The sequence below is a fragment of the Bacillus sp. EB106-08-02-XG196 genome, assembly GCF_013396335.1.
Taxonomy (GTDB): Bacteria; Bacillota; Bacilli; order Bacillales; family Cytobacillaceae; genus Neobacillus.
Map to the genome: position 1 here is coordinate 43,063 of NZ_JABWSY010000021.1, position 25,987 is coordinate 69,049.

Here is a 25,987-nt window from a genome sequence, read left to right on the forward strand (position 1 = left end):
TAATCAACATTATCTGCATTTTTACACTCGGGTTATTCTATGATTTTTCAAAAAAAATGTGACTCTAGAAAACAATAAAAATTTATAAGGAGGGGTTTACATTGTCTGACAATAACCATCAATATGTAATTTCAAGAGAAGATTGGTCCCTCCACCGTAAAGGCCACGATGATCAGCAACGGCATCAAGAAAAAGTCCAGGAGGCAATTAGAAACAATCTTCCCGACTTAATTACAGAAGAAAGCATTATAATGTCCAATGGACGCGATGTGGTTAAAATTCCAATTCGTTCATTAGACGAATATAAAATCCGCTACAATTATGACAAAAACAAACACGTGGGCCAAGGTGACGGTGAAAGCCAAGTAGGTGACGTAGTTGCTCGTGACGGTTCAAATGCGCAAAAGGGTCCAGGAAAAGGGCAAGGCGCTGGGGATCAAGCTGGTGAAGATTACTTTGAAGCAGAAGTTTCATTAATGGAATTAGAGGAAGCTTTATTTAAACAACTAGAGCTGCCAAATCTGAAAAGAAAAGAAGATCAGGAACATTTAGTTGAAAATATTGAATTTAATGATATCCGCAAAACAGGATTAATGGGTAATATCGATAAGAAGCGTACCATGATGTCTGCATTTAAGAGAAATGCAATGACGGGGAAACCTGCATTTCATCCTATTTATAAAGAAGATTTGAAATTTAAGACTTGGAATGAAGTAATAAAACCAGATTCCAAAGCAGTTGTAATTGCTATGATGGATACAAGTGGTTCGATGGGGATATGGGAGAAATATATGGCTAGAAGCTTCTTCTTCTGGATGACACGCTTCTTACGTACCAAATATGAAACCGTTGAAATTGAATTTATTGCGCATCATACAGAAGCAAAGGTTGTTACTGAGGAGGATTTCTTCTCAAAGGGTGAAAGTGGGGGAACCATCTGTTCTTCGGCCTACCGAAAAGCCTTAGAAATCATTGATGCAAAATATAATCCACGTAAGTTCAACATTTATCCATTCCACTTTTCTGATGGTGATAATCTAACATCTGATAATGCTCGCTGCGTCAAGCTTGTTGAAGAACTAATGAAGGTTTCAAACATGTTTGGTTATGGAGAAGTAAATCAGTATAATCGTCATTCCACCTTAATGTCTGCCTACAAGAATATCAAGGATGAGCAGTTCCGTTATTATATTCTTAAGCAAAAAGCGGATGTATTCCATGCGATGAAGAGCTTTTTCCAAAAAGAAGAAAATAAAATGTATGCTTAATTAAAAAGGCAGGCTGCCGAGAGTCTGCCTTTTTTTATGTTTCGGATGACTAAATCTCCTTCCAACTATCCCTATATAAACTGAAAAATGATAAAATTATTCTAATAGACTGAAAATACAGAGTAGTGAGGAAAATATGAACAAGAAAAAATTATACTCTTCAAACAAAATACTTAAAGAATTAATAGAAACTTTGGAATCCAAGTCCCCTAATTCTTTGATTAGTACGGAAATGGTATCAGATTTAAAAAGAGTTTATAAGGAACTGGATGATTTAAACGAGGCCATTGATTATAAAAAAATATGTGATGAGCTATATGATGGGATTTATATATCTGATGGGGAAGGAAAGACCTTATATGTCAATCAATCTTATAGCAAAATAACTGGCTTGCCAGCAGAACTAGTCTTAAATAAATATGTAAGTGATCTAATGGAGGAAGGATTGTTTAAAAATGCCATTACACCTGACATTATTAAAACAAAAAAATCAATTAATGCGATGGCGGAGATCCGTACAGGGGTAAAGGTATTAATTTCTGGTACACCTATATTTGATGATGATGGAAATGTAAAAAAGGTTGTTGTGATCAATCGCGATATGTCAGATTTATTGGCAATACAAGAAAAGTTAGTTTCTTCACAAAATGAAATCGAACATCTAAGAAGTCTGCAAATTTCTAATAATTTAGTTGGTAATAGTGAAGAAATACAAACCCTTATTAGCATGATACATCAAGTAGCGAATTTGGATGTAACTGTACTCATAACGGGAGAGACTGGGACAGGGAAAGAAGTTGTTTCAAATGTGATTTATAGTAATAGTAACAGAAAAGGTAAACCATTTATAAAAGTCAATTGTGCTGCCATTCCTGCCAGTCTGTTAGAAGCAGAATTGTTCGGATATGAAGCAGGATCTTTTACAGGAGCATCAAGTAAAGGGAAAATCGGTATGTTTGAACTTGCTGATAAAGGAACACTGCTCTTGGATGAAATTGGAGAAATGCCTCTTGAATTACAATCAAAGCTTCTCAGAATAATACAGGAAAAAGAAGTCATACGTGTAGGCGGAACAAAATCGATTAAATTTGATGTCCGGATTTTGGCTGCGACAAATTGTAATCTATTTGAACTAGTGAAAAAGGGGAAATTCAGGGAAGATCTTTATTACAGATTGAATGTTTTTCCTATTAGTATACCCCCGCTAAGGGAACGGACGTCAGACATTGAAATATTGGTGAAGCATTTTTTTGACATTTATAACTCAAAGTATAAAAAACAAGTCGTGTTAGATTATAAAGTATTTGACTTGTTCAAAACCTATACTTGGCCAGGAAATATTCGAGAGCTGCGAAATATCATTGAACGTATGGTTATCATTTCAGATAAATACAGAAATATTCATGTTAGTTTAGCAATGAAATTATTAAATATTCCTACCCTAAGCACAGAAAAATTAAGCGACGAACTTAGCCTTAAAGAAATTGTGGCAAAAGTAGAAAAAGAGACGATTGAAAAAGCACTAATGGAATATGGAAGTACAAGAAAAGCTGCGTCAGTTTTAAAAATTAGCCAATCATCGGTAGTGAAAAAGGCCCAAAAATTAGGGATTCAGATAAGTGATTAATAAAGGAATCAGAAGTGATTCTTTTATTAATCACTAATTAATTGTTTGAGTTATCGGAAATTTTAATTAATATAAAAAAACCGATTACATATTTCATCACTCAATTAAAGATAAAAGTTGAAAAGCCTGTAAATTGGGTCTAATTCTATTGGCATAGAAATTGCATCTATCATAAATTGAAAAATATTATATATAGAATGTGAGGGAATATGATGGAAAAATTAATTATTACTGTGGCTCCAACTGGAGCATCAACTACTCGGGCACACACACCTTACGTGCCATTATCGCCAAAAGAGATTGCCGATTCTGTTTTTGAATCATGGAAAGAGGGTGCGGCTATTGCCCATATTCACGTCAGAGATCATAAGGGGGATAATACGCTAGAATTGGATACATATAAGGAAGTAATTGATCGGGTTCATGACAAATGTGATATTATATTAAACTTAACAACTGCTGGTGGAATAGAGATGGATGATGAAGCAAGATTAAGAGTTTGTGAATTAAACCCTGAAATGGCCACATTTGATGCAGGAACCATGAACTTTGGTCAAGGTGTTTTTCATAATACGCCAGTATTTTTGGAACAATTGGCAGCGGTTACTAAAGAACGCCAAATTAAGCCTGAAATTGAGATATTTGATATTGGAATGATACATAACACCTTAAGAATCGCGAATAAAGGATTAATCACAAAGCCGTTTCACTTTCAATTTGTGTTAGGTGTACATGGCGGAATGCCTGCCACTCCTAAGAACTTAATGTTTTTAATTGACTCTATTCCAGAAGGGTCAACTTGGTCAGCCATTGGGGCAAGTAAGGATCAATTAACCATCAATACAATGAGTATCCTATTAGGCGGGCACGTTCGCGTGGGAATGGAAGATAGTGTTTATTACCGCAGAGGAGAACTAGCGATTTCAAATGCCCAGTTTGTTAAGAGAATTGTAGAATTGTCTAATACCTTAGGAAGAAAAGTAGCCAGTCCGGCAGAGGCTAGGAAAATTTTAGGATTAGATAAATTAAAAAGAAATAATCTACTTACTAGTGTCTCGAACGTGCAAAATTAAGAATTTATTCAGAACTTAATCAATTAACTAAACTTAAATTTTATACAATAGGGGGATTTTGTTATGAGTATTGCCATAATGGGAGCAGGTTCTTTAGGAACAATAATTGGAGCATTAATGACAGAAGGCGGGGAGAATGTAGATTTAATTGATATTAATGAAGATCATGTAACAAAGTTGAATCAAACTGGTGCCAAGTTAACGGGGTTTATCAATAAAACGATTCCGGTTAATGCCATCACACCTTATAAATTGGATAGAACATATGATTTGGTCTTTTTGCTAACCAAACAGGTGTATAACTATGAATCTTTAAATCAAGTAATTCCACATCTTCATGAAAATAGTATTGTTTGTACTCTTCAAAATGGAGTCCCTGAAGAATATGTTTCTTCTATGATTGGAGCAAAAAGGACAGTAGGTGGGGTTGTTGGATTTGGGGCAACTTGGATAGGCCCAGGTGAGTCTGAACTAACAACTGAATGGGAGACGGTAAAAAAATACGCATTTGATATTGGTGAGATTGATGGGAAAATTACTTCACGATTATCAAAGGTAAAAGCAGTATTAGATCATGTTGGGTATTGTGAAATTTCTTCAAATATCTTAGGCATTAAATGGTCGAAGGTACTAATGAATGCAACATTTAGCGGGATGTCAGCTGCGCTTGGCTGTACTTTTGGAGAAGTTCTGGATAATAAAACGGCTATGACTAGTTTAGCTTATATTGCAGATGAAGCGATTAAAGTAGCACATGCACAAGGAATTCAATTAGCCAAGATGCAAGGAAAAGATATGGAGTTTTTAGAACTGAAAGATGGACAAACAGTTAGTGAAAAAATGGACTTTTATCATGAAGTTTGGTCTCCACATAGGAAGCTGAAAGCAAGTATGCTTCAAGATCTAGAAAAGCAAAAAGAATCCGAAATTGATTATATCAATGGTTTTGTTAGCAAAAAGGGGAAAGAGGTTGGTGTAAAAACTCCTTATAACGATTTAGTTGTTCAGTTAGTAAAAGAAGCTGAAACCACAAAAAAGGTTCCCAATTTTACAACTAACCTTGCACGTTTTGAGTCATTTGGTGCTGTATTAAAATAATATTTTATCCATTTACTAGGAGTGATCATTATGATAGTAGCATTTTCAATCTGGTTGTTTACAATATTATTTTCAATTGGATTTGGAGTAAACCTTTGTGCTCGAATTGAAAAATCGGGTGTAAAGCGCTGGGGTGCTTCAGGAAAACTATTTAAATAATTTAGACGGAGGAAGAAAAATGACTTGGTATATAGCTGTTTTTGGATTTTATATGGTATTTCTCATCTGGTCATGTTTGCAAAGTTTAAAAAATGTTGAGTCGATGTCTGATTTTACAACAGGAGGACATCGGATGGGGCTATGGATTGGAGTTGGAACTTCAGTCGCAACGTGGGTTAGTGTGGCCTCTGTCATGGGTGTTCCAGGATATCTTTATAGCTCCGGAGTTGCAGCGATTATTGGCTGGGTAGCAGGATGGTTCTTTGGAACCGCATTAATTCCTCTTGTGGCATATAAAATCAGAAGACCAGAAACACCTGCCAGGACCTTTCCAGAATACGTTCAACTAAGATATGAACCTTTTAAGAAAAACAGTCATTTAAGGACACTGGTAGCAGCATTAATGCTTATTGGATATTTTGTTTTCACCCATTTACAGGTGGTTGGCTTCGGGATTGTTTTTTCAACAATCAAAGGGATTGACTATAAAATTGCTATTTTTGTCTTTTTAATCTTTTTACTTTTCACAAGCATTGGTGGTTTCTGGTCTGTTGCCGTTACTGATACAGTAAATTCAATCTTGATCGTTTTAGGGGTAGTTTTAGGAGCAGGAGCTGTTTTAGTAGCTACAGGAGGATTCGAAAACATATTTAACACCCTTTCCACAAGCACTGCTCCAACAATTGAAGGGGGAGAAAATTTAAGCGCAGGTGTTCTTTTATCTCCTGTTGGTACATTTGGATTAGGAGCACTATTCTCGATTTTTATCTCAAATTCCTTAGGTGCAGCAGTATCACCTCACTGGGTGACGAGGATGTTAGCGCCGAAAAGTGTCAAAGTTGCTATAATGCAAATGGTGTTATCTGTTATTGCTTTGATTGCTATTTTCCTCCCTTTAATTGTAATTGGGTTAGGAGCTAAAACATTAATTCCAAGTATTCCAGCAGGACAAACTACTGATTATATCATGCCAATCGTTATAATGGAGTATGCTCATCCATTGGTTGGTGCTTTAACATTAGTAGCCTTATGTGCGGCCGCAGTTTCCACTGCGAATTCCATGCTTCTGCATTGCGGTACATCACTTTATAATGATATTTATAAAAACATCTTTCATAATAAAAAAATAAGTGAAAATACGGAAAGAAAACAACTTAGATTTTGTATTTTTGCCCTTGGTATCATAGCCGTGGTAAGTGCAATTAAACCGCCAGTATTATTAGCAATGGGATTCACCTATGTGTATGGCGGGTTTGGTGCAGCATTCTTTTTTGTTGTATACTTAGGATTATATTGGAAGCGCATGAATCGTTTAGGTGCTTATGCAAACATTATCCTTGGTTCTTTCGTTTATGTCCTTGCAAAAGTAATGGGTGCAACAAATCCTTTTATTATTGCCTTAGCGGTTGCGTTTGTAGGAGTTATAGTTGCAGTTTATGCAACTAAAAAGCCACCATTGGAAGCATACGAGCCATATTTTGAAGTTGACATTAGTCCTTCTACTAAAAAGGTAATTGCTGCGATTCAAAATACTAATATTGATCAGGATGATTACCCAAAGACAACTGAAATCGGAGAATATCAAAATAGAGCAAGTCATTTGGGTAGTTAAAGAGTAGTTTATATATGAAAAAATCGACAGGTACAATACCTGTCGATTTCTATTGTATAAGTCAATTTTCATTTTTCATAAACGAGGTGATCGTTGGAAACTTAATGTGAAATGTGGTGCCTGCGTTTAATTCACTTTCGACTCGGATAAAACCATTCATAGCTCGCACAATACTATAAACGACCATCATTCCAAGACCTGTACCATTCTTCCCTTTCGTTGAATAATAAGGCTCACCGAGTCGTTCAAGCTGCTCAAGTGTCATCCCAATTCCTGTGTCCCTGATGCAGATGGTTACATAATCCTTGTTAAAATGGGTTTCAACATAAAGATGGCCCCCATTCGGCATCGCTTCAACTGAATTTTTGAGGATATTAATGAAGCATTGGCGAAATCTTTGTTTATCCCCTTTAATGAATCCAATTACAGAAAAATCAGTGATAATTTCCACGGAATTTTGATTTGCCATCGGAGTTAAGATGTTAATAATTTGCCTTAGTTCATTTTTAACATTTAGTTCTTCAATCGAGACTAAAGACGGCTTAGCAAACGTTAAATAATCTTCAATTACTCTTTCAGCGGAATTAAGTTCGTCTTTTACGATTGAGAGGTATTCTCTGCGTTTATGTCTAGGGAGGTAGTCATCATTGAGTAACTGGACAAACCCGCTAGCAGCAGTTAACGGATTTCGGATCTCATGTGAGATGGCAGCACCCATTTGTTCGACGGCCTTTAACTTTTCCACTTTGATTAATTCATGTTTAAGTTCTACACTTTTTTTGATATATTCAATCGAATAGGCAATAAGACCAATGCCTAGCGGGGGGAGTACCATGTAGGCAAATAAAACATCAAACCATGGGCTGCCTGTATCTTTAAGCAATTCCCCAGCAGTGCTTAGAACTCCAAGTATCATACCTAAACAAATTGCAGTGTATATTCTTCGTTCTGAGGATTGTTTCCAAAACCAGGGTGATAATCGAAAAAAAACAATAGCGAGTGGTACATAAAGAAGGATCGTTCCAACCAAACCTGAGTCAAGGCCATATAGGCTTCTAATGAGTAACAATCCCGCGACAAGTATAAGACCGATTCCCAGATATAAACCGCCAATGACGATGGGAATGATACGCAAATCATATCGCGCATAGGGAACAGGACTATAGGCGAATTGAAGACATATCCATAAGAATAGGACAGAGATAATGATGATAGTAGTTTTGGAAAAAGGAAGTGTTCTGCATCGGTCAAGCCAAATTAAGCAAAAAAGGAGCAATATTATTAAAATAGAAAGATTTAAGAAAAGGTGTTTAGTAATTTCCATCTATTTCACCATCCACTGTGCTTATAAGGAAAATTTTACATTTTTCTTCGGGTTAATACAACAGAATTTACTAATTATTTAGAATAAAAGAATGAAAAGAGAGGAGAATTGTAGAAATATGTATAAAAACGGAAGGATTAAAACCCTTCCGTTTTATATTTAAAGAGTTGAAATAGTATTCCTTCCGTTAGCTTTGGAGGTATATAAAGAAGTATCAGCTAAATGAATTAAATCTTTTGGTTCCGCTTCCGAACTCGGGATGATTGAGGCAATTCCAATACTGATTGTAACGATGTCCGATACTTCCGAACTTCTATGGTCAATTTTAAGTGAATGAACCTTCTTTTGAATTAATTTTGCCATATTGACTGCTTTATCTAAATTTGTTTTGGTTAGGATTAGGGCGAATTCCTCACCACCATATCGACTAAATGCCGCATATGGGTTATTCGCAACAAGGTCTTTAATGGCAGATGAAATGGTTTGCAGGCATTGGTCACCAGCGAGGTGGCCGTAAGTATCGTTGTACTTTTTAAAGTAGTCAATATCAAACATGAGAAGCGTTAATGGTGACTGGGTTGAAGTTAATCTGGTCCATTCCTTGTTGAGAACTTCATCAAAGTGCCTTCTATTTCCTATGCCTGTCAGCCCATCCATATAAGAAAGTTGATTTAGAAGTTCATTTGCTTTGTGAAGCTTTTGTTCACTTTCCTGTAATTTTAGTAGACTAAGATTTAATTCTTTTTCTGCTGCATTGGAATTAGCAATATATACCGATAAATGATAAGCAAAAAATCCACCAACTAAGGAAATAAGATAATGATTCAATAAAACATTTAAAAGGGTCTTTGTATCTTCAATATAAATAGCAAAGACAATGGTAATAAAAAATAAACCAATAAGGTTCATAGTAAATGCTTTCAAAGTTGGATGGAGGTTTAATTTAGAAAACCACCCACACACGATTCCTGTCAGAAGTACACTTATGGCTGCAACAATAGCAGTTTCCGTGAAACCAAAGAGAGTAACCCTTCCTAAAGCAATGAATACAGAAGCGATGATTGCAGGTACAACTCCCCCAAAGGCAGCGGCAACAACAATGGAAAGGTGCCGTAAATCAGCAATTGTGGTGGAATTAATTTGGAAACTAAATGCCATTAAGATGTTTCCAAGAACACCATAGCAAATTCCCCAATAAAGCTTTGTTGAATGTGATGATGAGGGAGATAATGGCATATTTTTAAAAATTTGACCCATCACTGCAAATGACGCAATCAGAATGGTTGCATTTGAAAAGAAATCTTTTAACATTCATGTTCTCCTAATAATAAGATATACCTATGTTACTGTTTCCCATATCCCATTATTATAGAAGAAAAACATTCTCCTGTGAAATAGAATATTTAAGCTAGTAACCGAAAACTATATAGATGAATACTTTTTGGGAGGATCTAATGAAAAATAGAGGTAAAGTCATCATCTTGTTCGTATTGATTATTGTTTGTACACCTCTTTTTGTAGACGCTCATGTAAAGTGGTTTACAGAAGTTACTCCAGAAAAAGAAGAAATTGAACATATTTTATCGCCGCTGTTTATGACCATTACCTTATTGGTTGCGGTTTTGCTTGCAGTATTGCCCCAGTTATTGCCGCTCTTAGAAAAAGTTCCAATTACTAAAAAAATTGATGGGGTATTAGACAGGTACCGTAAATCCTCTAGGTATATTTTAAAATATGGTACAGCGATTGCGTTAATTATTCAGGTTTTGGCAGGGACGATATTTGCACCAGAATTTGCTATCACAAATCAATTCATTAGAATACTAATGTGGATAACGATTATCCTGCTATTGATACCTATTCATTATGCGACAAAAGCTGGTGCTCTTATATTATTGGGATTATTTATATATCAGCTAAACCACTCCGGATTGTTTCACATGCTCGATTATGGCTTTTATCTAGCCATTGTTGGTGTATTATTAGTCGGGAAAACAAAGCTTGAAGATTGGGGATTCCCTTTTCTTTATTTAGGGACAGGTTTATCCTTATGCTGGGTAGCCGTTGAGAAATGGGTCTATCCTGCAATGAGTATGGATATTATTCATCAGCACGGTGTGCCAACCTTTGGTTTTCCGTCGGCAACGTTTGTGGTACTAGCTGCTTTTATTGAATTTGTCGTTGGATATTTATTAATCGTAGGAATCTTAAATCGTCTTTTGGCCTTTGTCTTAACGTTGATCTTTATTTCTACTACCATGCTGTTTGGTGTCACAGAAATTATTGGACACCTGATGATTCATATCGTCTTAATTATATTTATTATTGAGGGAGTATCATTTTACGATCCCCCAATAAAAATACATCGGACTAAAATTTCTCAAATGGTGTTTGTATTTTTGAATTTTGTTTTTACAATGACCACCTTTCTTCTCATTTACTATCGTTTTGCATAGAGAAAAAGCTTCCCGTTGGAGGAAGCTTTTCTTTATGCTATGGCTGATGTACTGGTACTTTTATCATTACCTTGGCAGCTTGAATCGCTTCTTCTTTTGCTTTTTCAACGATTTCCTGTACCTTTTGCGGATATAGATCTAAAGCTTCTGCAATAATGGTGTCCATTACCTCAATGCCAAGGAAGTTAAGCGCAATTCTTAGATAACGATCTCCACATTCTAATTCCTTCATCGGTGTACCTGTGTAAAGGCCGCCGCGTGTATTAATATGAATGGCCTTTTTGCCGGTAAGGAGCCCTTTTGGACCATTTGCAGTATGAGCAAAAGTTTTTCCAGCGATAAAGAGGTTGTCCAAATAGGCTTTTAGCACCGCTGGAGAGCTTAAGTTCCAAATAGGTGAGACGAAAACATAGTAGTCATAGGAAAGAAATTCATCAGCAAGTGCATGCATTTTAAGAATTTTCTCTCGTTCTCCCTCTGTTAACTGATCTAAGGTATAACCATAGCCAGCTAGTTTGCCTCTTGCTGACACTAATTCTGCATCCATATGTGCGATATCGAATGAAAACAAATCAATTGTTTTCATTTCCATCTCCGGGCATTCTTCTTTTATTGTGTTGATGAATGCCTCACCGATTTTCAGCCCTTTTGATTTCTCAAGTCCTTTTGGATTTGCTGTAATATATAATAATTTTCCCACTTAGACACATCCAATCATTTTAATAAACCTCATTACTACTATTATAAGAAAAATAGCCTGTTCAATTTTTGTAAAAAAGGTGAAGTTCGTGAACATTAAGTGTCGGAAAGTGGCAAATATATTATTAATTATAAGTAGGAATAAATTCATTAAATTGTTAGAATTCTTTTAAGATATATAATCAGTAATGCAATATGATTAACTTAGAACGTGGTGAAGATTTAATACTAAAAGGCGGAATTAATATGAAAGCACAAAATTCCCAATTAAATGATGATAGTGAATTAGCGTTATTACGTCGGAGAGTAGTAGAACTAGAGGAGAGAGAAAAAAAGCTAGTTAAGAGTCTTCTCTTAAATCAATCCTTGCATTCAAAGATTCTTGATGCATTACCAATAAATGTTTTCCTAGAGGATCCAGAAGGTGGAACGATATTTGCAAATGAACAAGCTTGTCTTGCACATGGTGTAAATATGGAGGAACTGGTAGGAAAAACAGTGTTTGATTTTTTCCCACAGCCAATTGCAATGAAACAGCGTGAAATAGACCTAGAAGTATGGAAGAGGCGTACTCTTCAAACCAATGAGGTGGAGACAGAATTTCAGGGGAAAAAAGTGCATATGCTTACCGGAAAGACGATTATCCATCTAGAAGGATCTAATAAAGACTATTTGCTCGGATTTGGATTGGATATTACGGAGTTGAAAAATGCGGAAGAAAAAATTTCCCATATGGCCTACCATGATGCCCTAACTGGGTTGCCTAATCGTTGGTTTATTAAATCCTGTTTAAAGAACTTAAACATAGATAAAATAAATAAGATGAAGGGCGTACTATTGCTCGATTTAGATCATTTCAAAGTGATTAATGATAGCCTGGGGCATGAAGCAGGAGATCAGTTATTACAATTAGTTGCCAGCAGGCTGGGAGGAGTAGTTCAAGCTGATAAAGTTTTAGCGCGTTTTGGCGGAGATGAATTTATTATCTATATTCCTGAATTACTATCAGCAGACGAGGTATTTGATTTAGCAGAAGATATAGTAAAAGTTATGAAATATCCATTTTATATTTATGGTCAAAAGTTTACGATTTCAACAAGCATCGGTATTAGTTTGCATCCCAACCATGGTGAAGATATGGAAACACTAATAAAGAATGCTGACCTTGCGATGTATCATTCTAAGGAGCTGGGAAGAAATTGCTTCTCCATGTTTACTCCCTTGATGAAGGAGAGAGCTATTGTTCGTATGAACATGCTGACAAAATAAAAAAGAATCGGAATCACATTGGAGTGGATTCGATTCTTTTTATTGCCTTTGTTTTTAATAAATAACAAACAATATGATAAAATAAATAGCCATGGTAATAAGTCCAACGGGAACGCCAAAGCTTGCCCATTCTTTACTAGTAATGTTGAGTTTTCCTGCTGCGATAATATTTGGTATATTACCAGGGATTAGCATACCCCCACTAATAATTAGCCCCATTAAAACAGCCTGAATGGTTGCTTGGTCCATTGCTGGACTTATTTCGGCTGCTGCCAAGGTAGCATTATCTAAAATAGCGGAGATCATATTAATCCAATAAAGCAGCATCGGATGAAGTCCTAGAATATATTCATTAATTAACGGTTCAAATCCATGACCAAGAAAGGTTAATCCCATTACAAATAAGTAGATTTTGGCTGATCTAATAAAAATTTCTTTATAGCTTTCTGCTTTTTGTTTTGACTTTAAGCCATCAGCACTTTCTTGTGGTTTAACTAAAAATATTGTCAAAATACCAAAGAGTACAACCGCGGGAATCACTTCTGGACCAATTAATTTCAACAAGTAGAAGAAGTCTTCATTTAACTTACTGAGTGTTATGGTTGCTAAAGGCTCACCGATGGGTGTGAGGGCTGCACCAAGCCCAATCGAAAAACAAGCTAAAACGGTAAAGCGAATTTCAGATTTACGGTCGAGCGGGAGGACATTTATGATGATTACGAGCACAATCGCTGCGATTATAGCCGTAATAATGCTTGATGCCAGTCCTAAAATGATGACCGTTAGTCCGAAGAATATCCTAGGAGTAAGTGTTCTGTTCATCCAGAGGATAGATTTTTCTAACTGAACCTGGCCCCATTTACAGACTAATCCTGCAATTAAAACAGCTAGAGTAATATTAATAGGGTCAATCAGAGCTTTTTCAATTAAATGAAGATTCATCATGCCGCTTATCGAAGCTGCCGCTATTCCCATTACAAATAAGAATATTTCCAAATTGTGTTCGACCTTCTTTACTGAAAAAGGTAAAAATAAAACTAAAATTAAGATAATTACTAATCCAATCATTCATACCAGATCCCTTGTCTTTTTTTTGTTTAAGGCTGTGTTATTATTCATTGTTGATTTTGGTGTAGGGTTGATCATTCATAGGCGGAGAATTTCCGGCTATTGTATATAAAGGAACCTTAAGAAGCAGATATAAGCGGAAATATTCCGGTTAACTGCTCTAAATAAGACAATATCCAATGATTTGGATACCTTAAGCGGAAAAACTCCGCTTATTTTCCAAACACAGTAAAATCAACATTCAGCTTTAACACAGCCTTGTTTAAATATAGTCTATAAATCTATTATAAACCTTTTTGAATGAGTTTTAACGGAATATTGGAATATTGATATAGTAATTATTTTAAAAATTTGCACAAACGTCTAAGGATCTTCCATTATAATGGAAGACCTTTTCATATAAAATGAATGTAAGTAAAAACATAAGAAGTTTTATGAAAAAGATAGTGCTTTGCAAAAGCGAATTAATTTGTACGGCCACTCTGAATTCGTTAAACTATAGAAAGAGTGTAAGAATCATCCAAAAATTTTATTTGGGAGTGAGCATTAAATGAATAAAAGAGTAGTGATTACGGGTGTTGGAGCAGTCACTCCTTTGGGAAATGATGCTCATACATCATGGGGAAAGATTAAGAGTGGTGTTTCCGGTATTGGCCCCGCAACCCTTTTTGATGTAGAAAAGGTTGACGTCAAGATATCTGCGGAAGTTAAAGGCTTTGTGCCAGAAGAGTTTATGGATAAAAAAGAATCCAGAAGGATGGGGCGTTATAGCCAGTTTGCTATTGCAGCAAGTCAAATGGCTGTTAGGGATGCAGGGATCCGAATTGGAGAGGTGGTTCAACCAGAACGGGTCGGAGTTTGGATTGGTTCAGGAATTGGCGGCCTGGCTGAATTCGAGGAACAACATCGGAAGTTTCTTGAAAAAGGCCAGAGAAGGGTCAATCCTTTTACGATACCCATGTTTATTCCCGATATGGCGGCAGGACAAGTATCCATTTCACTTGGAGCTAAAGGAATCAACAATTGTTCGGTTACTGCATGTGCGTCAGGTGCCAATTCCATTGGTGATGCATTCCGTGTGATTCAAAAAGGGGATGTGGATGTGATGATTGCTGGCGGAACAGAAGCAACTATTACCGGGATGACGGTCGCGGGATTTTCGAATATGACTGCACTTTCAAAAAATCCAGACCCGACTACAGCAAGCAGGCCATTTGATAAGAATCGTGATGGATTTGTCATTGGAGAAGGTGCAGGTATTGTGGTATTAGAAGAATTAGAACATGCATTAGCTCGTGGTGCGGCCATTTATGGAGAATTAGCAGGGTACGGAGCTACAGGTGACGCGCATCATATTACGACTCCAGCACCTGAGGGAGAAGGGGCAGCAAGAGCAATGAAATTAGCATTAGCCGATGCAGGAATTACCCCTGAACAAGTCGACTATATCAATGCTCATGGCACGTCCACCCATTATAATGATTTGTATGAAACATTAGCCATCAAAGATGTATTCAAAGAGCATGCCTATAAATTATCTGTCAGTTCTACGAAATCAATGACAGGCCACTTGTTGGGAGCAACTGGGGCAATAGAAGCGATTTTTTCTCTTTTGGCAATTAAGGATGGAATCATCCCGCCAACTATTAATTATCAAACACCTGATGAACAACTGGATTTAGATTATGTCCCTAACGTGGCTAAAATGAGTAATATTCAAATCGTTTTATCCAACTCATTAGGTTTTGGCGGTCATAATGCCACTTTGGTATTTAAAAAATTTATTGAATAAAATAAGCAACGATATTCACTATTAACGTTCTATAAAGACCAAAACGCCATGAAAATAGGGGTTTCGGTCACTATAAGTGACTCTATAATGACCGAAACTCCCAAAAAATAGAAGCTGCGTTCACTAGAAGCGATCCAGCTTATTTTTTCATGTTTAAATTGCTATAAACCAAGTTTTTTTATGAAATCGACTGTTTCCTGATGTTCCGGTTTGATTAGTTTTAATAACTTTTTATCTGTCTTAACAAGGGCATTACCATTTTCATCGGCAATGGGTCTAGTGAAAGCTGTACTCTTTATAACTCTCCATTTTCCTCCCTGAACTTCAAGATGAAGATCGATAATTCCAAGTCGGCTTCCAAAGGCACCTGCCATGACAACAGGTTTTCCTTTGATTTTTCCTTCGTCAATATTTGTCTTAGGTAAATCCTTGTAGGAGCGTCCAGGGAAGATGCCATGAGAATGCCCGGCTAAAATGGCATCAATTTCTTGAATCTCACTTAGGTAATAGATTGCATTTTCCGTTTCAGGATGGTATGGTTCGCTATCAATTCCCGTATGGGCGAGTGCGATAATAATATCGGCACCTTTTGCCTTCATAATCGGGACATATTCCTTCGCCGTTTCCACAATTGGCCGCGCGAATACTTTTCCCTCTAAATTTGCTTTATCCCATCTCATGATTTGAGGCGGCATGAATCCAATGACGCCAATATTTATTTCATGATTTTGTCCCTGATTGTCCACAACATTCCTTTTTAAAATGACATAAGGCTTAAAGTAGGGCTTATTGGTTTTTGTTTTATATACGTTTGCATTAACCACGGGCATTTTTAGACCCTTTAGAACGGTTTTTAGGAATTTAAGGCCATAATTTAATTCATGATTGCCGATTGCAATACCATCATACTTCAAATAATTAAAAGCATTGTAAACGGGATGTATTTCCCCTTTTTGAATTCCTTTAATTCTGACTAGGTATTCACCTAGCGGGTTGCCTTTTAAATGGTCGCCATTATCAAACAGAAGGGAATTTACGGCCTCACTTCTCGCCTGATGAATAAGGCTGGAGGTCTTTACAAGCCCAATATGATTGTCTGTTTTCGTCTGGTAATAATCATAATTCACTAAAGCAGCATGCAAATCCGTTGTCTCAAGGATGCGTAAATCAACGATTCCAATGTGTTCTGCATGCATGTTAGAAGGAAATGGTGCCTGAGAGATTGCAAACACGAAGAGAAATAGGAATAACTTTTTATTGTTCATAAACGTCAGCCCCCTCTAAACGGTTAGTTATGTGTTATTATTTGGAAGTTTGCAGCTGTTGATACATAAGAAATAAACCTTTAAAAGAACAAACTCATGTTCATTAAACTGTGACATTGGTCAACGCAGATTTGAGAAAAGGTCCTTTATAATAAAGTATATAATCGATATTTATTAAAATGTAATCGCTTTCACAAAAGTTCTGTTTAAGGGGGTATCCAGAACATTGAATAGAATCACCATCCTAACTGGTCACTTTGGGAGTGGCAAAACAGAGATTGCGATAAATCTGGCATTAAATGAGAAAAAGTTGCATAACAAAACAGCTATTAACGACTTAGATATCATTAATCCCTATTTTCGTTCTAGGGATGTTTCCGAAATTTTCGAGCAGCAGAATATTGAATTAATAGCTCCTGCCAACCGGCTGGCAACCTCAGATTTACCCATTGTTTCGGGAGAAATCTATCGTGTTTTACATGATCAAAGCTATCGAGTTATTATCGACGCAGGCGGCGATAAAGATGGGGCTATGGCATTAGGGCAGTATTATCATGAATGGAAGCATTTAGAACCGGAGCTGTTATTCGTACTAAACGCGAACCGTCCATATGTCAGGACCTTAGAAGGAGCGAAGTACTCGATTGAGCAGATTGAAAAGGCTGCTCGATTAAGGGTAACGGGAATCATCAACAATTCAAATATCGGCAGCGAAACGAGCATGGCTGACATCCTCAATGGGTATGAATTAAGCACGAAGATATCAAACATGCTATCAATCCCGCTGCTATACACAACCATCTCTGTGGATTTAGAAAATGAAGCCAATTGTTTTGCAAAAAGCCATCAGGTAATGTTCATCAAACGCTTTATGAAATTACCATGGGAAGGATAGGGTGAAAAACAGTGGAAAAGAGAGTTGTTTTTAATGAGGATATTTGTAAGTCGTGCGGACTTTGTGTTCAGATATGCCCAACAAATGTTATTTTCCTAGCAGACTATTTAAATGGAAAAGGCTATCGTCCAGCAGCCGTAACCGATCAGGATCATTGTATCAGCTGTGCAAAATGTGCTCAAATATGCCCGGATTGTGTCATTTCGGTGTATAGACCAGTAAAGGTGCTGCAAACTGTTTAATTTGAAAGGGGCTTATGTATGGGAAAAGTATTAATGAAGGGTAATGAAGTCATCGCTGAAGCGGCGGTCCAGGCAGGCTGTAAATACTTTTTTGGCTATCCGATTACACCGCAAAGTGAGTTAGTAGCATACATGGCGAGAAGACTTCCAGAGGTAGGCGGATTATTTCTACAGGCTGAAAGCGAAATTGCTGCGATCAATATGGTTTATGGTGCTGCTGGGACAGGAGTCAGGGTTATGACCTCCTCTTCAAGTCCTGGATTCAGCTTAAAACAGGAGGGAATTTCCTATTTAGTAGGTTCAGAGCTTCCTGCTGTCGTGGTAAACATCGTTCGGGGCGGACCTGGCTTAGGGAATATCCAGCCTGCCCAGTCTGATTACTTCCAGGTAACGAAAGGCGGCGGTCATGGGGACTATAATATCCCCGTGTTGGCACCCGCCACTTTACAAGAAATAGTCGAATTAACAAGTGAAGCATTTGACATCGCCGACCGCTACCGGACACCTGTCATTTTAATGGGGGATGGGCTGCTTGGGCAAATGATGGAGCCGGTTGAATTTGGTGAGCGGACTGTATCCGAACTACCAGAAAAAAATTGGGCAACGACCGGAACACGCGGAGACGGTCCTCGAAGAATTATCACCTCACTAGAGCTTAATGCAGAAGCGCTGGAAACGCGTAACGAAGCCTTGCAGAATAAGTTTGCGAGAATAAAAGAAAACGAGGTTCGCTTCGAAACCTATCAAACGGACGACGCTGACTATATTATGGTAGCTTTTGGCACGGTTGCCCGAATTACCATGAATGCCATAAAAAAAGCAAGGCAGCAAGGTTTAAAAGTAGGATTAATCCGTCCGATTTCGCTTTGGCCTTTCCCTGAAAAACCCTTTCTAGAAACGAGAGATGGAGTAAAAGGATATATTTCCGTAGAAATGAATGCCGGGCAGATGGTTGAAGATGTGAGATTAGCTGTTAACGGCCATGCAGAGGTGGACTTTTACGGACGGACAGGAGGAATTGTTCCGACACAGGAAGAAATTTATCAAAAGATTTTATCTGTAACCGGAGGGATAACGGTATGACGATGAAAACAGTTTTTAAAAAAACGAACGGTTTGACCGATACCCCTACACATTACTGTCCTGGCTGTACACACGGTGTCATCCACCGGCTTGTCGGTGAGGTATTGGAAGAAATGGATATATTAGAGGACACGATTGGGGTTGCCTCTGTCGGTTGTTCAGTTTTATCCTATGAATATTTTAATTGTGATATGACCCAGGCGGCTCACGGCCGGGCTCCCGCTGTGGCAACAGGTGTGAAAAGGGTGCTGCCTGACCGCTTTGTATTTACCTATCAAGGTGATGGGGACCTTGCATCTATCGGCATAAGCGAAGTCATTCATGCCGCCGCAAGAGGGGAAAAAATTACGGTAATTTTTGTGAATAATGCGATCTATGGAATGACAGGCGGACAAATGGCACCGACTACCTTGATCGGCCAAAAAACAACTACTACCCCTTTTGGACGTGATGAAAGTATTCAGGGCTCGCCAATAAAAGTCTGTGAAATGCTGGCAACATTAGACGGAACTGCCTACATTGAAAGAGTTTCTGCCCATGATGTACCGCATATTCAAAAGGCTAAACGTGCGATTCGGAAAGCATTTGAAGCACAAAAGAATGGGTTGGGTTTTTCTATGGTTGAGATATTATCAACCTGCCCGACTAACTGGGGACTTGATCCTTATGAATCCCTTGAGTGGGTGAAAGATAATATGATTCCTGCATATCCTCTAGGCGTTTATAAAAATAAAGAGGGGGGCCATTAAACATGTTGGAGGAAATCATTGTTGCGGGATTTGGCGGACAGGGTGTCATGTCAATGGGTCAACTGATAGCTTATGCCGGTATGCTAGAAGGAAAGGGCGTTTCATGGCTGCCATCCTATGGTCCTGAACAACGCGGTGGAACGGCAAATTGTGCGGTTGTTGTATCCGATGAACCCGTGGGTTCGCCGCTAGTCACAAATCCTTCGACAGCAATAGTTCTAAATAATCCTTCTTTCGATAAATTCGAACCACGCGTACGGCCAGGAGGATTATTGATTATTAATTCATCATTAGTGACAAGAGTTTCCGAACGCAGCGATATCGAAATTATTGAATTAACTGCAACCGATATCGCAGCTGACCTTGGAAATGCACGGGTTGCGAACATGATTTTATTGGGTGCCTTTATTGAACTGACAAAGGTGGTATCAAGTGAATCCATCATACAATCATTGAAAAAAGTCCTGTCAGAAGAAAAGTACCATTTAATCGAGGTTAATAGACAAGCACTCAATAAGGGACTTAGTTCAGTAAAAACAGCCTGATTATCATTCAGGCTGTTTTTACATTTGAGTCATCATTAAATGGAAGCTTACACGGGGAAAAAAAAAGCCAGTTTTTCGGACATGCTATTCGTACCCGTTCCGGTTGAAAAAGGGGCCAAGCGGTAACGAATAGAAGCTATTCGTGCCTGTTCAGGTTGAAAAAGGAGACGAGCGGTAACGAATAAAGGCTATTCGTGCCCGTTCGGGCTGAAAAAGGAGCCAAGCGGTAACGAAAAGTTCTAATTGTGCCCATCTATGGATGCTAAGGAAATTGTTCGAAGGAATAGGTTGGGGAGTAATCAATCCCTTTTCAAAAAAAAGAACAAGATTTTGACACTTGGCAGACTTAGTAATGTGAGTAGACAGATGATTGTACGTAAAACCAAATGGGCAAGATTGTGGAGGAATGGATTTTCTTAATCATAAATTGTAAACTAAATTCACATAGCTATTAAGGGGGAAATTAACATGACAAACAGAACTGAAATCAGCACTAAAAAGGAGTTCTCACTAGAACGCCCTGAAGAATTACTCAGTGTATTAAAAGCCCGTTTTGAGAAAAACATGCACCGCCATAAAGGTCTTGAATGGGCTAAAGTTCAAGCAAAGCTGGATGCTAATACTGAAAAACTGTGGTCGCTCATTGAAATGGAAAGAACTGGCGGTGAACCGGATGTTGTTGGTTATGATGAAAAGAAGGATGAATACTTTTTTTGTGATTGTTCAGCGGAAAGTCCTATAGGTCGCAGAAGTGTATGTTACGACCATGAAGCGCTGGAGGCAAGGAAAAAACATAAACCAGAAAATAGTGCTATGAATATGGCAGTTGAAATGGGCATTGAAGTTTTAACGGAAGAACAATACCGTGCCTTGCAGAAACTTGAAAGTTTCGATTTGAAAACGTCGAGTTGGGTGCAAACACCTTCTGATATTAGAAAACTCGGCGGTGCCCTTTTTTGCGATTGTCGCTTCGGACACGTCTTCTTGTATCATAACGGTGCGGACTCCTACTATGGAGCCAGAGGGTTTCGCGGCTCACTAAGGGTCTAAATTTTGCGCAGGCAACTAAATTTGAATTTGAGATCGCGATCACTTAGGCAATAGCTTTAATTTCATTCTTCAACTATTGGGCACTTTTCATGAGCATAGAAAGTGTCCTTTTCATGAATCTCAAGGCTTAGTTAATTTAGTTATGGCGTATTTCTCCATGATACGGTTTCTTAATCATGCAACCGTTCAGTTGCTTATGCTTGACAAGCAACCGTAGAGTTGCGTATACTCGATATATGAATTGGGACAAAGAAGCTATATTCAAAGCACTTGGTGACTCGACCCGGAGGCTTATATTGGACGAACTATCAGAACGCAACGAGCTAACGTTGTATGAAATAACAGTACGTCTCATTATGAAGCACAATCTTTCCATTTCGCGACAAGCGATCGCTAAACATCTTTCTTCATTGGAAGACGCAGGCCTCGTAATATCAAAACGAAAGGGAAAGTATCGAGTAATTATATTCAACAACGAACCACTTAAAGATTTGCTGAAAGGATGGTTAGAGTAATTTTATTTTCAAAAACTTCTGACCAACTTAGGAGTTTTTCAACTTGTAGCCAGAGCACCAACATCGTAAAGGAGGCAAAAACAGAATGAAAGTTATTGTTACCAGTATATTCGTACAAGATCAAGACAAGGCACTGGAGTTTTATACAGAAAAGCTAGGTTTTGTAAAAAGGCATGACGTTCCCACCGGAGAATATAGGTGGATAACACTTGTTTCTCCTGATGAACAAAACGGTACTGAACTTTTGCTGGAACCGAATGTCCATCCTGCTGCAAAGGAGTATCAAAAGAGGATAACTTCTGAAGGCATCCCAGCAACAATGTTTGGCGTTGCCGATATTCGAAAAGAGTACGAAAGATTAATGGAAAAAGGCGTAAAGTTTACTATGGAACCGACAAAAATGGGCGAAGTTACAATAGCTGTCTTCGATGATACATGCGGCAACCTTATTCAGATCATTCAGCAGTAACTTCATGACGGTAGTAACCTAGTTCTTAACGACTTTATTCATAAGTTTTAAGTTAGGTGAAGTGTTTTTTATCAAGAATAACTTTATGTTAACCCTGTCCTATTTTAAGGACGGGGTTTTGCATTTCTAGGTCTATAATATGGTAGCCTTTTTAATAGACAGCTAATAAGTTAGCAGAATTATTTTTAGTAGAGCTCCCAAAATGGAACATTTAAAAAATACGAATCGTCTAAATACAAAATACAAGGAATGGGAGGAGAAAATGTCCTACATGGCGGATGTCCCTAACTCAGAACCCCTAAATCATTTAAATCGTGAAGAAAAGCTCAAATGGTTAATGAAGGCTTACGGCGATGATGTTATTAGAATTGCTTATACTTTTTTGAAACAAAAACAGCTGGCAGAAGATGTGGCACAAGAGGTATTTATAAAGTGCTACGAGAAAATGGATTCCTTTCGAAATGAATCATCCTATAAAACATGGCTGATAAGGATTACTGTGAATAAATGTAAAGATGTTTTAAAAAGTTGGACTTTTAGAAATTTGTATTTTACAGATTTCTTTAAGCCAAAACACACATACTCTTCTCTAGAGAATTCATTTTTCGGCGTTGAGGAAAATCTAATCCTTTCTAAACAGGTAATAGAACTGCCAGTGAAATTAAGGGAAGTCATTATCCTATTTTATTATCAGGAGTTTTCAATCGAGGAAATATCGGACATGTTAAAGGTCAATTCAAATACGGTTAGAACTAGATTGCATCGCGGACGCCAAAAATTAAAAGAAGGTTATGAAGGAGCGTGGGCAATTAGTGGAAAATAGACTGGAAAATTTAAAAGAAAAAATGGATGAAACCATTTTGAAAGACGTGTATTTTGATGATAAGCAGTATCACAAAGTCTTGAACTCAATAAAAAAGTCCAAGTTTAAGAATCAAGTGTTTCCGCTTAAAAATAAGTTTAATAATGTTCTTAGTATTTCAGTCGTTTCTTTAATGTTTTTGGGTATTACCTATTTTGTAGGAATGCAGCTAAACTTATTTAATGTGCCAGAAATGAAGCAAGCCAATGAACCAAAGAAAAATATACAAGAATCTTTAAACCCTTCAAATGAGAAAACTGCATATATACCACCTATGCAAGAAGAAAATCATGATGAAATGACTAAGGAAGAAATCCTTACAAAAATGCTAAATACTGTAGATTATTTTGAAACAGCCAGAGGCGAATATAAAATTCATTACAGCTTTAGTCCTGGTTATCAGCTAGTAGATTATGCAATTAGTTTGAAACCTGAACCAGGAGGGTATGGGAAAATAACACTGGATACAGGTGAAGTCTCTTCTCAAGAATATTATAAAGAGGGAACATTGTGGTTAATAAATGAATCGGAAAAAAACTATATGGAATCGAAAGTAATGGAAGAGAATCGAAAAAGAGGAACTACTCTAACCATAGATCGAGCATTTTTAACTGCCGATGATGGAAATCCACTGACCAATTATAGAGAAAGACCCCCATTTAGCACGGCAAATGAAACCTTGTTTCCATATGAGATTGCCTCAAACTATACCAGGGATTTAAGTAAATGGGAGATAGAAGAACAAAATGAAGAATTACTCGGTCATAACACGCTTGTTATAAAAGGGACTAAAAATCATAGAGATTCCCGGTCATTCCGTTTTTGGGTTGATAAGGATACTGGGATTTTAGTTAAGTATGAGACATATAACGCTGATGGAGAAATTGTTGATTACTTACACCCGGCAAAACTTGAAATAAATGTTCCTGTTGGCAGTAATATGTTCTCTCCAAATCTAGAAGGGTATATGAAGGAAGACCTGACCAAAAAAGATGAACCTAGGATGACAACTGGTAATATTGATAAGTTAATCCCTGAAGAGTTAAAAGAACAATGGGAAGAAGTAAAGAAGAAACCGAATGAAACAGCGATACTGCATTTAAATAACAAGTGGTATATACACGTCAAAAAAGGATACCTTGTAAACCATATTGATGACAAAAAAGGGATACTGTATCTTGCGAAAACTTCTATTCCAAAGTCACTGCTAAATTTCCATGCTCTAGTGGAAGGATATAACGTAGAAACTCTTAAAATTGTTTATGAATAAGTGAAGAAAGGGTCCGTCATTTTGACGGTCCCTTTAAGGAATGCTTTTTTTTAACAGATATTCTCCTTAGTGGTAATATCCTTCACAACATCCTCTAGGGTTACACCTCCTAAAACCTTCTCCATGGCAAATTGAGCAGCTGTAAATAATGGTTCTATTGTATTCTGGATGTTCCTGCCTACTGGACATTCTGGATTTGGATTGTCATGTACGCTAAATAACTCTTTTTCCTGTACAACATTCACTGCCTTATAAACGTCAAACAGTGTAATCTCAGATAATTCCTTTGCGAGTTTAGATCCTGCAATACCCGGATGCACCTCTATTAAACCAGCCTTTTTTAGCATACCCATAAGTTTTCTAATCACGGCTGGGTTCGTGTTAACACTTGATGCTAGAAATTCAGAAGAGGTTATTCCTTCTTTATTAAATTCAATTAGAGTCAATATATGAATTCCGACAGCGAATCTGCTGCTGATGGACATGTTCAGTCACCATCCCTATTAGCAATCCATTTTTTAATTTATCGTGTAATTAAATTGATTACAAGTTTATTATACCAAATCTCGAACAAAATATTAAATGGAATTTCACCTGTTGACAAAACGACTACATGTAACTAAAATAAATACATGTAATCAGTTATGTTACAGATGGAAACGAAATGGGGGAATATTAATGAAAATATTAGTTACTGGGGCAACAGGGAAATTAGGTTCAAAGGTTGTAGACTTATTATTGAAATCATTACCTGCAAGCGAGGTGGCAGTGAGTGTTCGAAATCCAGAGAAAGCAGAAGGACTACGTGCTCGTGGAGTGGAAGTTCGACAAGGAGATTTTGACCATCCAGAAACATTAGATCTTGCTTTTAGAGGGATTGATCGCTTATTAATTATTTCTGCGGATGGTGACAATGAAACAAGAATCCGTCAACATACAAATGCTGTCCAAGCAGCTGAACGTGCAGGGGTAAAATTTATTGCTTATACAAGTTTAGCAAATGCAACAGAAAGCACAAATATTATGGCACCGCCTCATGTTTCAACAGAAGCAGCAATCATTAAAACAGGAATTCCTTATTCTTTCTTGCGTAACAATTGGTACTTGGAAAACGAAATTGGGAGCATTCAAGGTGCATTAGCAGGTGCTCCTTGGGTAACTTCCGCGGGAGCAGGCAGAGTAGGGTGGGCACTACAACAAGATTTTGCAGAAGCAGCAGTAGCGGTTCTTATAGGAAACGGGCATGAAAATACAGTATATGAACTTTCTGGTCCTCTTTTAACTCAAGAAGATTTTGCAGCTGCTCTTGGTGTTGTATTGGGAAAAGAAATACCTGTGCAACAAGTTAGTGACGAAAAATATGCCGAAATTATGAAAGGCTTAGGTTTACCTGATTTTGTGATTCCGATTGTAGTAGGAATTCAAGAAAGCATTCGAAACGGTTCACTAGAAGTTGAAAGCAATGATTTCGAGAAAGTTCTTGGTCGTCCAGTTACGCCAATCAAAGAAGCACTGACGCACATTGTTAATGCAATCTCACAAACAAACTAAAATGAGGGATTCTAGTTTCTATTAATGAGATTGATAAACCGACCTT

The 25,987-nt window shown here is 37.5% G+C and carries 26 protein-coding genes; 20 read left to right on the forward strand and 6 right to left on the reverse strand.

Annotation, left to right across the window (positions count from 1 at the left end):
* The first annotated feature begins 101 nt into the window (after nucleotides 1-101).
* The 6 genes from yhbH to MLOOGBEN_RS25630 all read left to right on the forward strand — a co-directional run bounded on the left by yhbH (nucleotide 102) and on the right by MLOOGBEN_RS25630 (nucleotide 6,837).
* Nucleotides 102-1,268: a sporulation protein YhbH gene (gene yhbH, locus MLOOGBEN_RS25610; RefSeq protein ID WP_133370637.1), complete on the forward strand. Its 1,167-nt coding sequence runs from the start codon at nucleotides 102-104 to the stop codon at nucleotides 1,266-1,268.
* Nucleotides 1,269-1,404: 136 nt separating this feature from the next.
* Nucleotides 1,405-2,895, forward strand: coding sequence for a sigma-54 interaction domain-containing protein (locus MLOOGBEN_RS25615; protein WP_179161092.1), 1,491 nt, complete (start codon nucleotides 1,405-1,407; stop codon nucleotides 2,893-2,895).
* A 212-nt stretch (nucleotides 2,896-3,107) separates the two neighbouring features.
* Nucleotides 3,108-3,968, forward strand: a complete 861-nt coding sequence (locus MLOOGBEN_RS25620) for a beta-keto acid cleavage family enzyme (RefSeq protein ID WP_179161093.1) — start codon at nucleotides 3,108-3,110, stop codon at nucleotides 3,966-3,968.
* Between the two features lie 63 nt (nucleotides 3,969-4,031).
* Entirely contained in the window at nucleotides 4,032-5,066 is a 1,035-nt protein-coding gene (locus tag MLOOGBEN_RS25625; RefSeq protein ID WP_179161094.1) for a ketopantoate reductase family protein, read from the forward strand.
* A 30-nt stretch (nucleotides 5,067-5,096) separates the two neighbouring features.
* Nucleotides 5,097-5,225, forward strand: coding sequence for a hypothetical protein (locus MLOOGBEN_RS29515; RefSeq protein WP_256989278.1), 129 nt, complete (start codon nucleotides 5,097-5,099; stop codon nucleotides 5,223-5,225).
* 19 nt (nucleotides 5,226-5,244) lie between these two features.
* Nucleotides 5,245-6,837: a sodium:solute symporter family protein gene (locus MLOOGBEN_RS25630; RefSeq protein ID WP_179161095.1), complete on the forward strand. Its 1,593-nt coding sequence runs from the start codon at nucleotides 5,245-5,247 to the stop codon at nucleotides 6,835-6,837.
* Between the two features lie 61 nt (nucleotides 6,838-6,898).
* Here the strand turns inward: MLOOGBEN_RS25630 and MLOOGBEN_RS25635 are convergent, their stop codons facing one another.
* Nucleotides 6,899-7,972 carry a sensor histidine kinase gene (locus MLOOGBEN_RS25635; RefSeq protein ID WP_256989279.1) on the reverse strand — a complete coding sequence of 358 codons (1,074 nt, stop codon included), beginning with the start codon at nucleotides 7,970-7,972 and terminating at the stop codon, nucleotides 6,899-6,901.
* 348 nt (nucleotides 7,973-8,320) lie between these two features.
* Nucleotides 8,321-9,472, reverse strand: coding sequence for a GGDEF domain-containing protein (locus MLOOGBEN_RS25640; protein WP_179161097.1), 1,152 nt, complete (start codon nucleotides 9,470-9,472; stop codon nucleotides 8,321-8,323).
* Between the two features lie 143 nt (nucleotides 9,473-9,615).
* Here MLOOGBEN_RS25640 and MLOOGBEN_RS25645 point away from each other — a divergent pair, with 143 nt between their 5' ends.
* On the forward strand, nucleotides 9,616-10,617 hold the full coding sequence (locus tag MLOOGBEN_RS25645) for a DoxX family membrane protein (protein ID WP_179161098.1): 1,002 nt from the start codon (nucleotides 9,616-9,618) through the stop codon (nucleotides 10,615-10,617).
* A gap of 37 nt (nucleotides 10,618-10,654) precedes the next feature.
* Here the strand turns inward: MLOOGBEN_RS25645 and MLOOGBEN_RS25650 are convergent, their stop codons facing one another.
* Complete coding sequence (locus MLOOGBEN_RS25650; protein ID WP_179161099.1) at nucleotides 10,655-11,317, reverse strand: FMN-dependent NADH-azoreductase; 663 nt, start codon at nucleotides 11,315-11,317, stop codon at nucleotides 10,655-10,657.
* Between the two features lie 194 nt (nucleotides 11,318-11,511).
* Here MLOOGBEN_RS25650 and MLOOGBEN_RS25655 point away from each other — a divergent pair, with 194 nt between their 5' ends.
* A complete protein-coding gene (locus MLOOGBEN_RS25655) occupies nucleotides 11,512-12,585 on the forward strand; it encodes a GGDEF domain-containing protein (protein ID WP_218781331.1) in 1,074 nt (357 codons plus the stop codon).
* Between the two features lie 54 nt (nucleotides 12,586-12,639).
* On the opposite strand, the gene MLOOGBEN_RS25660 is transcribed toward MLOOGBEN_RS25655, so the two are convergent.
* On the reverse strand, nucleotides 12,640-13,653 hold the full coding sequence (locus MLOOGBEN_RS25660; protein WP_179161101.1) for a DUF1646 family protein: 1,014 nt from the start codon (nucleotides 13,651-13,653) through the stop codon (nucleotides 12,640-12,642).
* Between the two features lie 550 nt (nucleotides 13,654-14,203).
* On the opposite strand from MLOOGBEN_RS25660, the gene fabF reads away from it, so the two are divergent.
* A complete protein-coding gene (gene fabF / locus MLOOGBEN_RS25665) occupies nucleotides 14,204-15,445 on the forward strand; it encodes a beta-ketoacyl-ACP synthase II (protein ID WP_179161102.1) in 1,242 nt (413 codons plus the stop codon).
* Between the two features lie 161 nt (nucleotides 15,446-15,606).
* Here the strand turns inward: fabF and MLOOGBEN_RS25670 are convergent, their stop codons facing one another.
* Nucleotides 15,607-16,710 (reverse strand): metallophosphoesterase, encoded by a 1,104-nt coding sequence (locus MLOOGBEN_RS25670; protein ID WP_179161103.1) that lies wholly within the window; start codon nucleotides 16,708-16,710, stop codon nucleotides 15,607-15,609.
* A 226-nt stretch (nucleotides 16,711-16,936) separates the two neighbouring features.
* Between MLOOGBEN_RS25670 and MLOOGBEN_RS25675 the strand changes: the two genes are divergently transcribed.
* From MLOOGBEN_RS25675 to MLOOGBEN_RS25720, 10 genes are all read left to right on the forward strand, one after another.
* Nucleotides 16,937-17,605 carry an ATP-binding protein gene (locus tag MLOOGBEN_RS25675; RefSeq protein ID WP_179161104.1) on the forward strand — a complete coding sequence of 223 codons (669 nt, stop codon included), beginning with the start codon at nucleotides 16,937-16,939 and terminating at the stop codon, nucleotides 17,603-17,605.
* An 11-nt stretch (nucleotides 17,606-17,616) separates the two neighbouring features.
* Nucleotides 17,617-17,847: a 4Fe-4S binding protein gene (locus tag MLOOGBEN_RS25680; protein ID WP_179161105.1), complete on the forward strand. Its 231-nt coding sequence runs from the start codon at nucleotides 17,617-17,619 to the stop codon at nucleotides 17,845-17,847.
* A gap of 18 nt (nucleotides 17,848-17,865) precedes the next feature.
* A complete protein-coding gene (locus tag MLOOGBEN_RS25685) occupies nucleotides 17,866-18,930 on the forward strand; it encodes a 3-methyl-2-oxobutanoate dehydrogenase subunit VorB (protein WP_179161106.1) in 1,065 nt (354 codons plus the stop codon).
* Nucleotides 18,927-19,679, forward strand: a complete 753-nt coding sequence (locus MLOOGBEN_RS25690) for a thiamine pyrophosphate-dependent enzyme (protein ID WP_256989280.1) — start codon at nucleotides 18,927-18,929, stop codon at nucleotides 19,677-19,679. Before MLOOGBEN_RS25685 ends, MLOOGBEN_RS25690 begins: the two co-directional genes overlap by 4 nt.
* Nucleotides 19,680-19,681: 2 nt before the next feature.
* Nucleotides 19,682-20,224 carry a 2-oxoacid:ferredoxin oxidoreductase subunit gamma family protein gene (locus tag MLOOGBEN_RS25695; RefSeq protein ID WP_179161107.1) on the forward strand — a complete coding sequence of 181 codons (543 nt, stop codon included), beginning with the start codon at nucleotides 19,682-19,684 and terminating at the stop codon, nucleotides 20,222-20,224.
* A 468-nt stretch (nucleotides 20,225-20,692) separates the two neighbouring features.
* The gene (locus MLOOGBEN_RS25700) at nucleotides 20,693-21,274 is read left to right on the forward strand and encodes a DUF4256 domain-containing protein (protein WP_179161108.1); all 582 of its coding nucleotides are present in this window, start codon (nucleotides 20,693-20,695) and stop codon (nucleotides 21,272-21,274) included.
* A 236-nt stretch (nucleotides 21,275-21,510) separates the two neighbouring features.
* Nucleotides 21,511-21,789, forward strand: a complete 279-nt coding sequence (locus tag MLOOGBEN_RS25705) for an ArsR/SmtB family transcription factor (RefSeq protein WP_179161109.1) — start codon at nucleotides 21,511-21,513, stop codon at nucleotides 21,787-21,789.
* 85 nt (nucleotides 21,790-21,874) lie between these two features.
* Entirely contained in the window at nucleotides 21,875-22,258 is a 384-nt protein-coding gene (locus MLOOGBEN_RS25710) for a VOC family protein (RefSeq protein ID WP_179161110.1), read from the forward strand.
* A 202-nt stretch (nucleotides 22,259-22,460) separates the two neighbouring features.
* Nucleotides 22,461-23,081, forward strand: coding sequence for a sigma-70 family RNA polymerase sigma factor (locus tag MLOOGBEN_RS25715; RefSeq protein WP_306430772.1), 621 nt, complete (start codon nucleotides 22,461-22,463; stop codon nucleotides 23,079-23,081).
* Nucleotides 23,071-24,390 carry a hypothetical protein gene (locus tag MLOOGBEN_RS25720; RefSeq protein WP_179161111.1) on the forward strand — a complete coding sequence of 440 codons (1,320 nt, stop codon included), beginning with the start codon at nucleotides 23,071-23,073 and terminating at the stop codon, nucleotides 24,388-24,390. The genes MLOOGBEN_RS25715 and MLOOGBEN_RS25720 overlap by 11 nt, the downstream gene beginning before the upstream one ends.
* A gap of 50 nt (nucleotides 24,391-24,440) precedes the next feature.
* On the opposite strand, the gene MLOOGBEN_RS25725 is transcribed toward MLOOGBEN_RS25720, so the two are convergent.
* The gene (locus tag MLOOGBEN_RS25725) at nucleotides 24,441-24,875 is read right to left on the reverse strand and encodes an Rrf2 family transcriptional regulator (protein ID WP_179161112.1); all 435 of its coding nucleotides are present in this window, start codon (nucleotides 24,873-24,875) and stop codon (nucleotides 24,441-24,443) included.
* A 193-nt stretch (nucleotides 24,876-25,068) separates the two neighbouring features.
* Between MLOOGBEN_RS25725 and MLOOGBEN_RS25730 the strand changes: the two genes are divergently transcribed.
* Nucleotides 25,069-25,941, forward strand: coding sequence for an SDR family oxidoreductase (locus MLOOGBEN_RS25730; RefSeq protein WP_179161113.1), 873 nt, complete (start codon nucleotides 25,069-25,071; stop codon nucleotides 25,939-25,941).
* The last annotated feature ends 46 nt before the right edge of the window (nucleotides 25,942-25,987 follow it).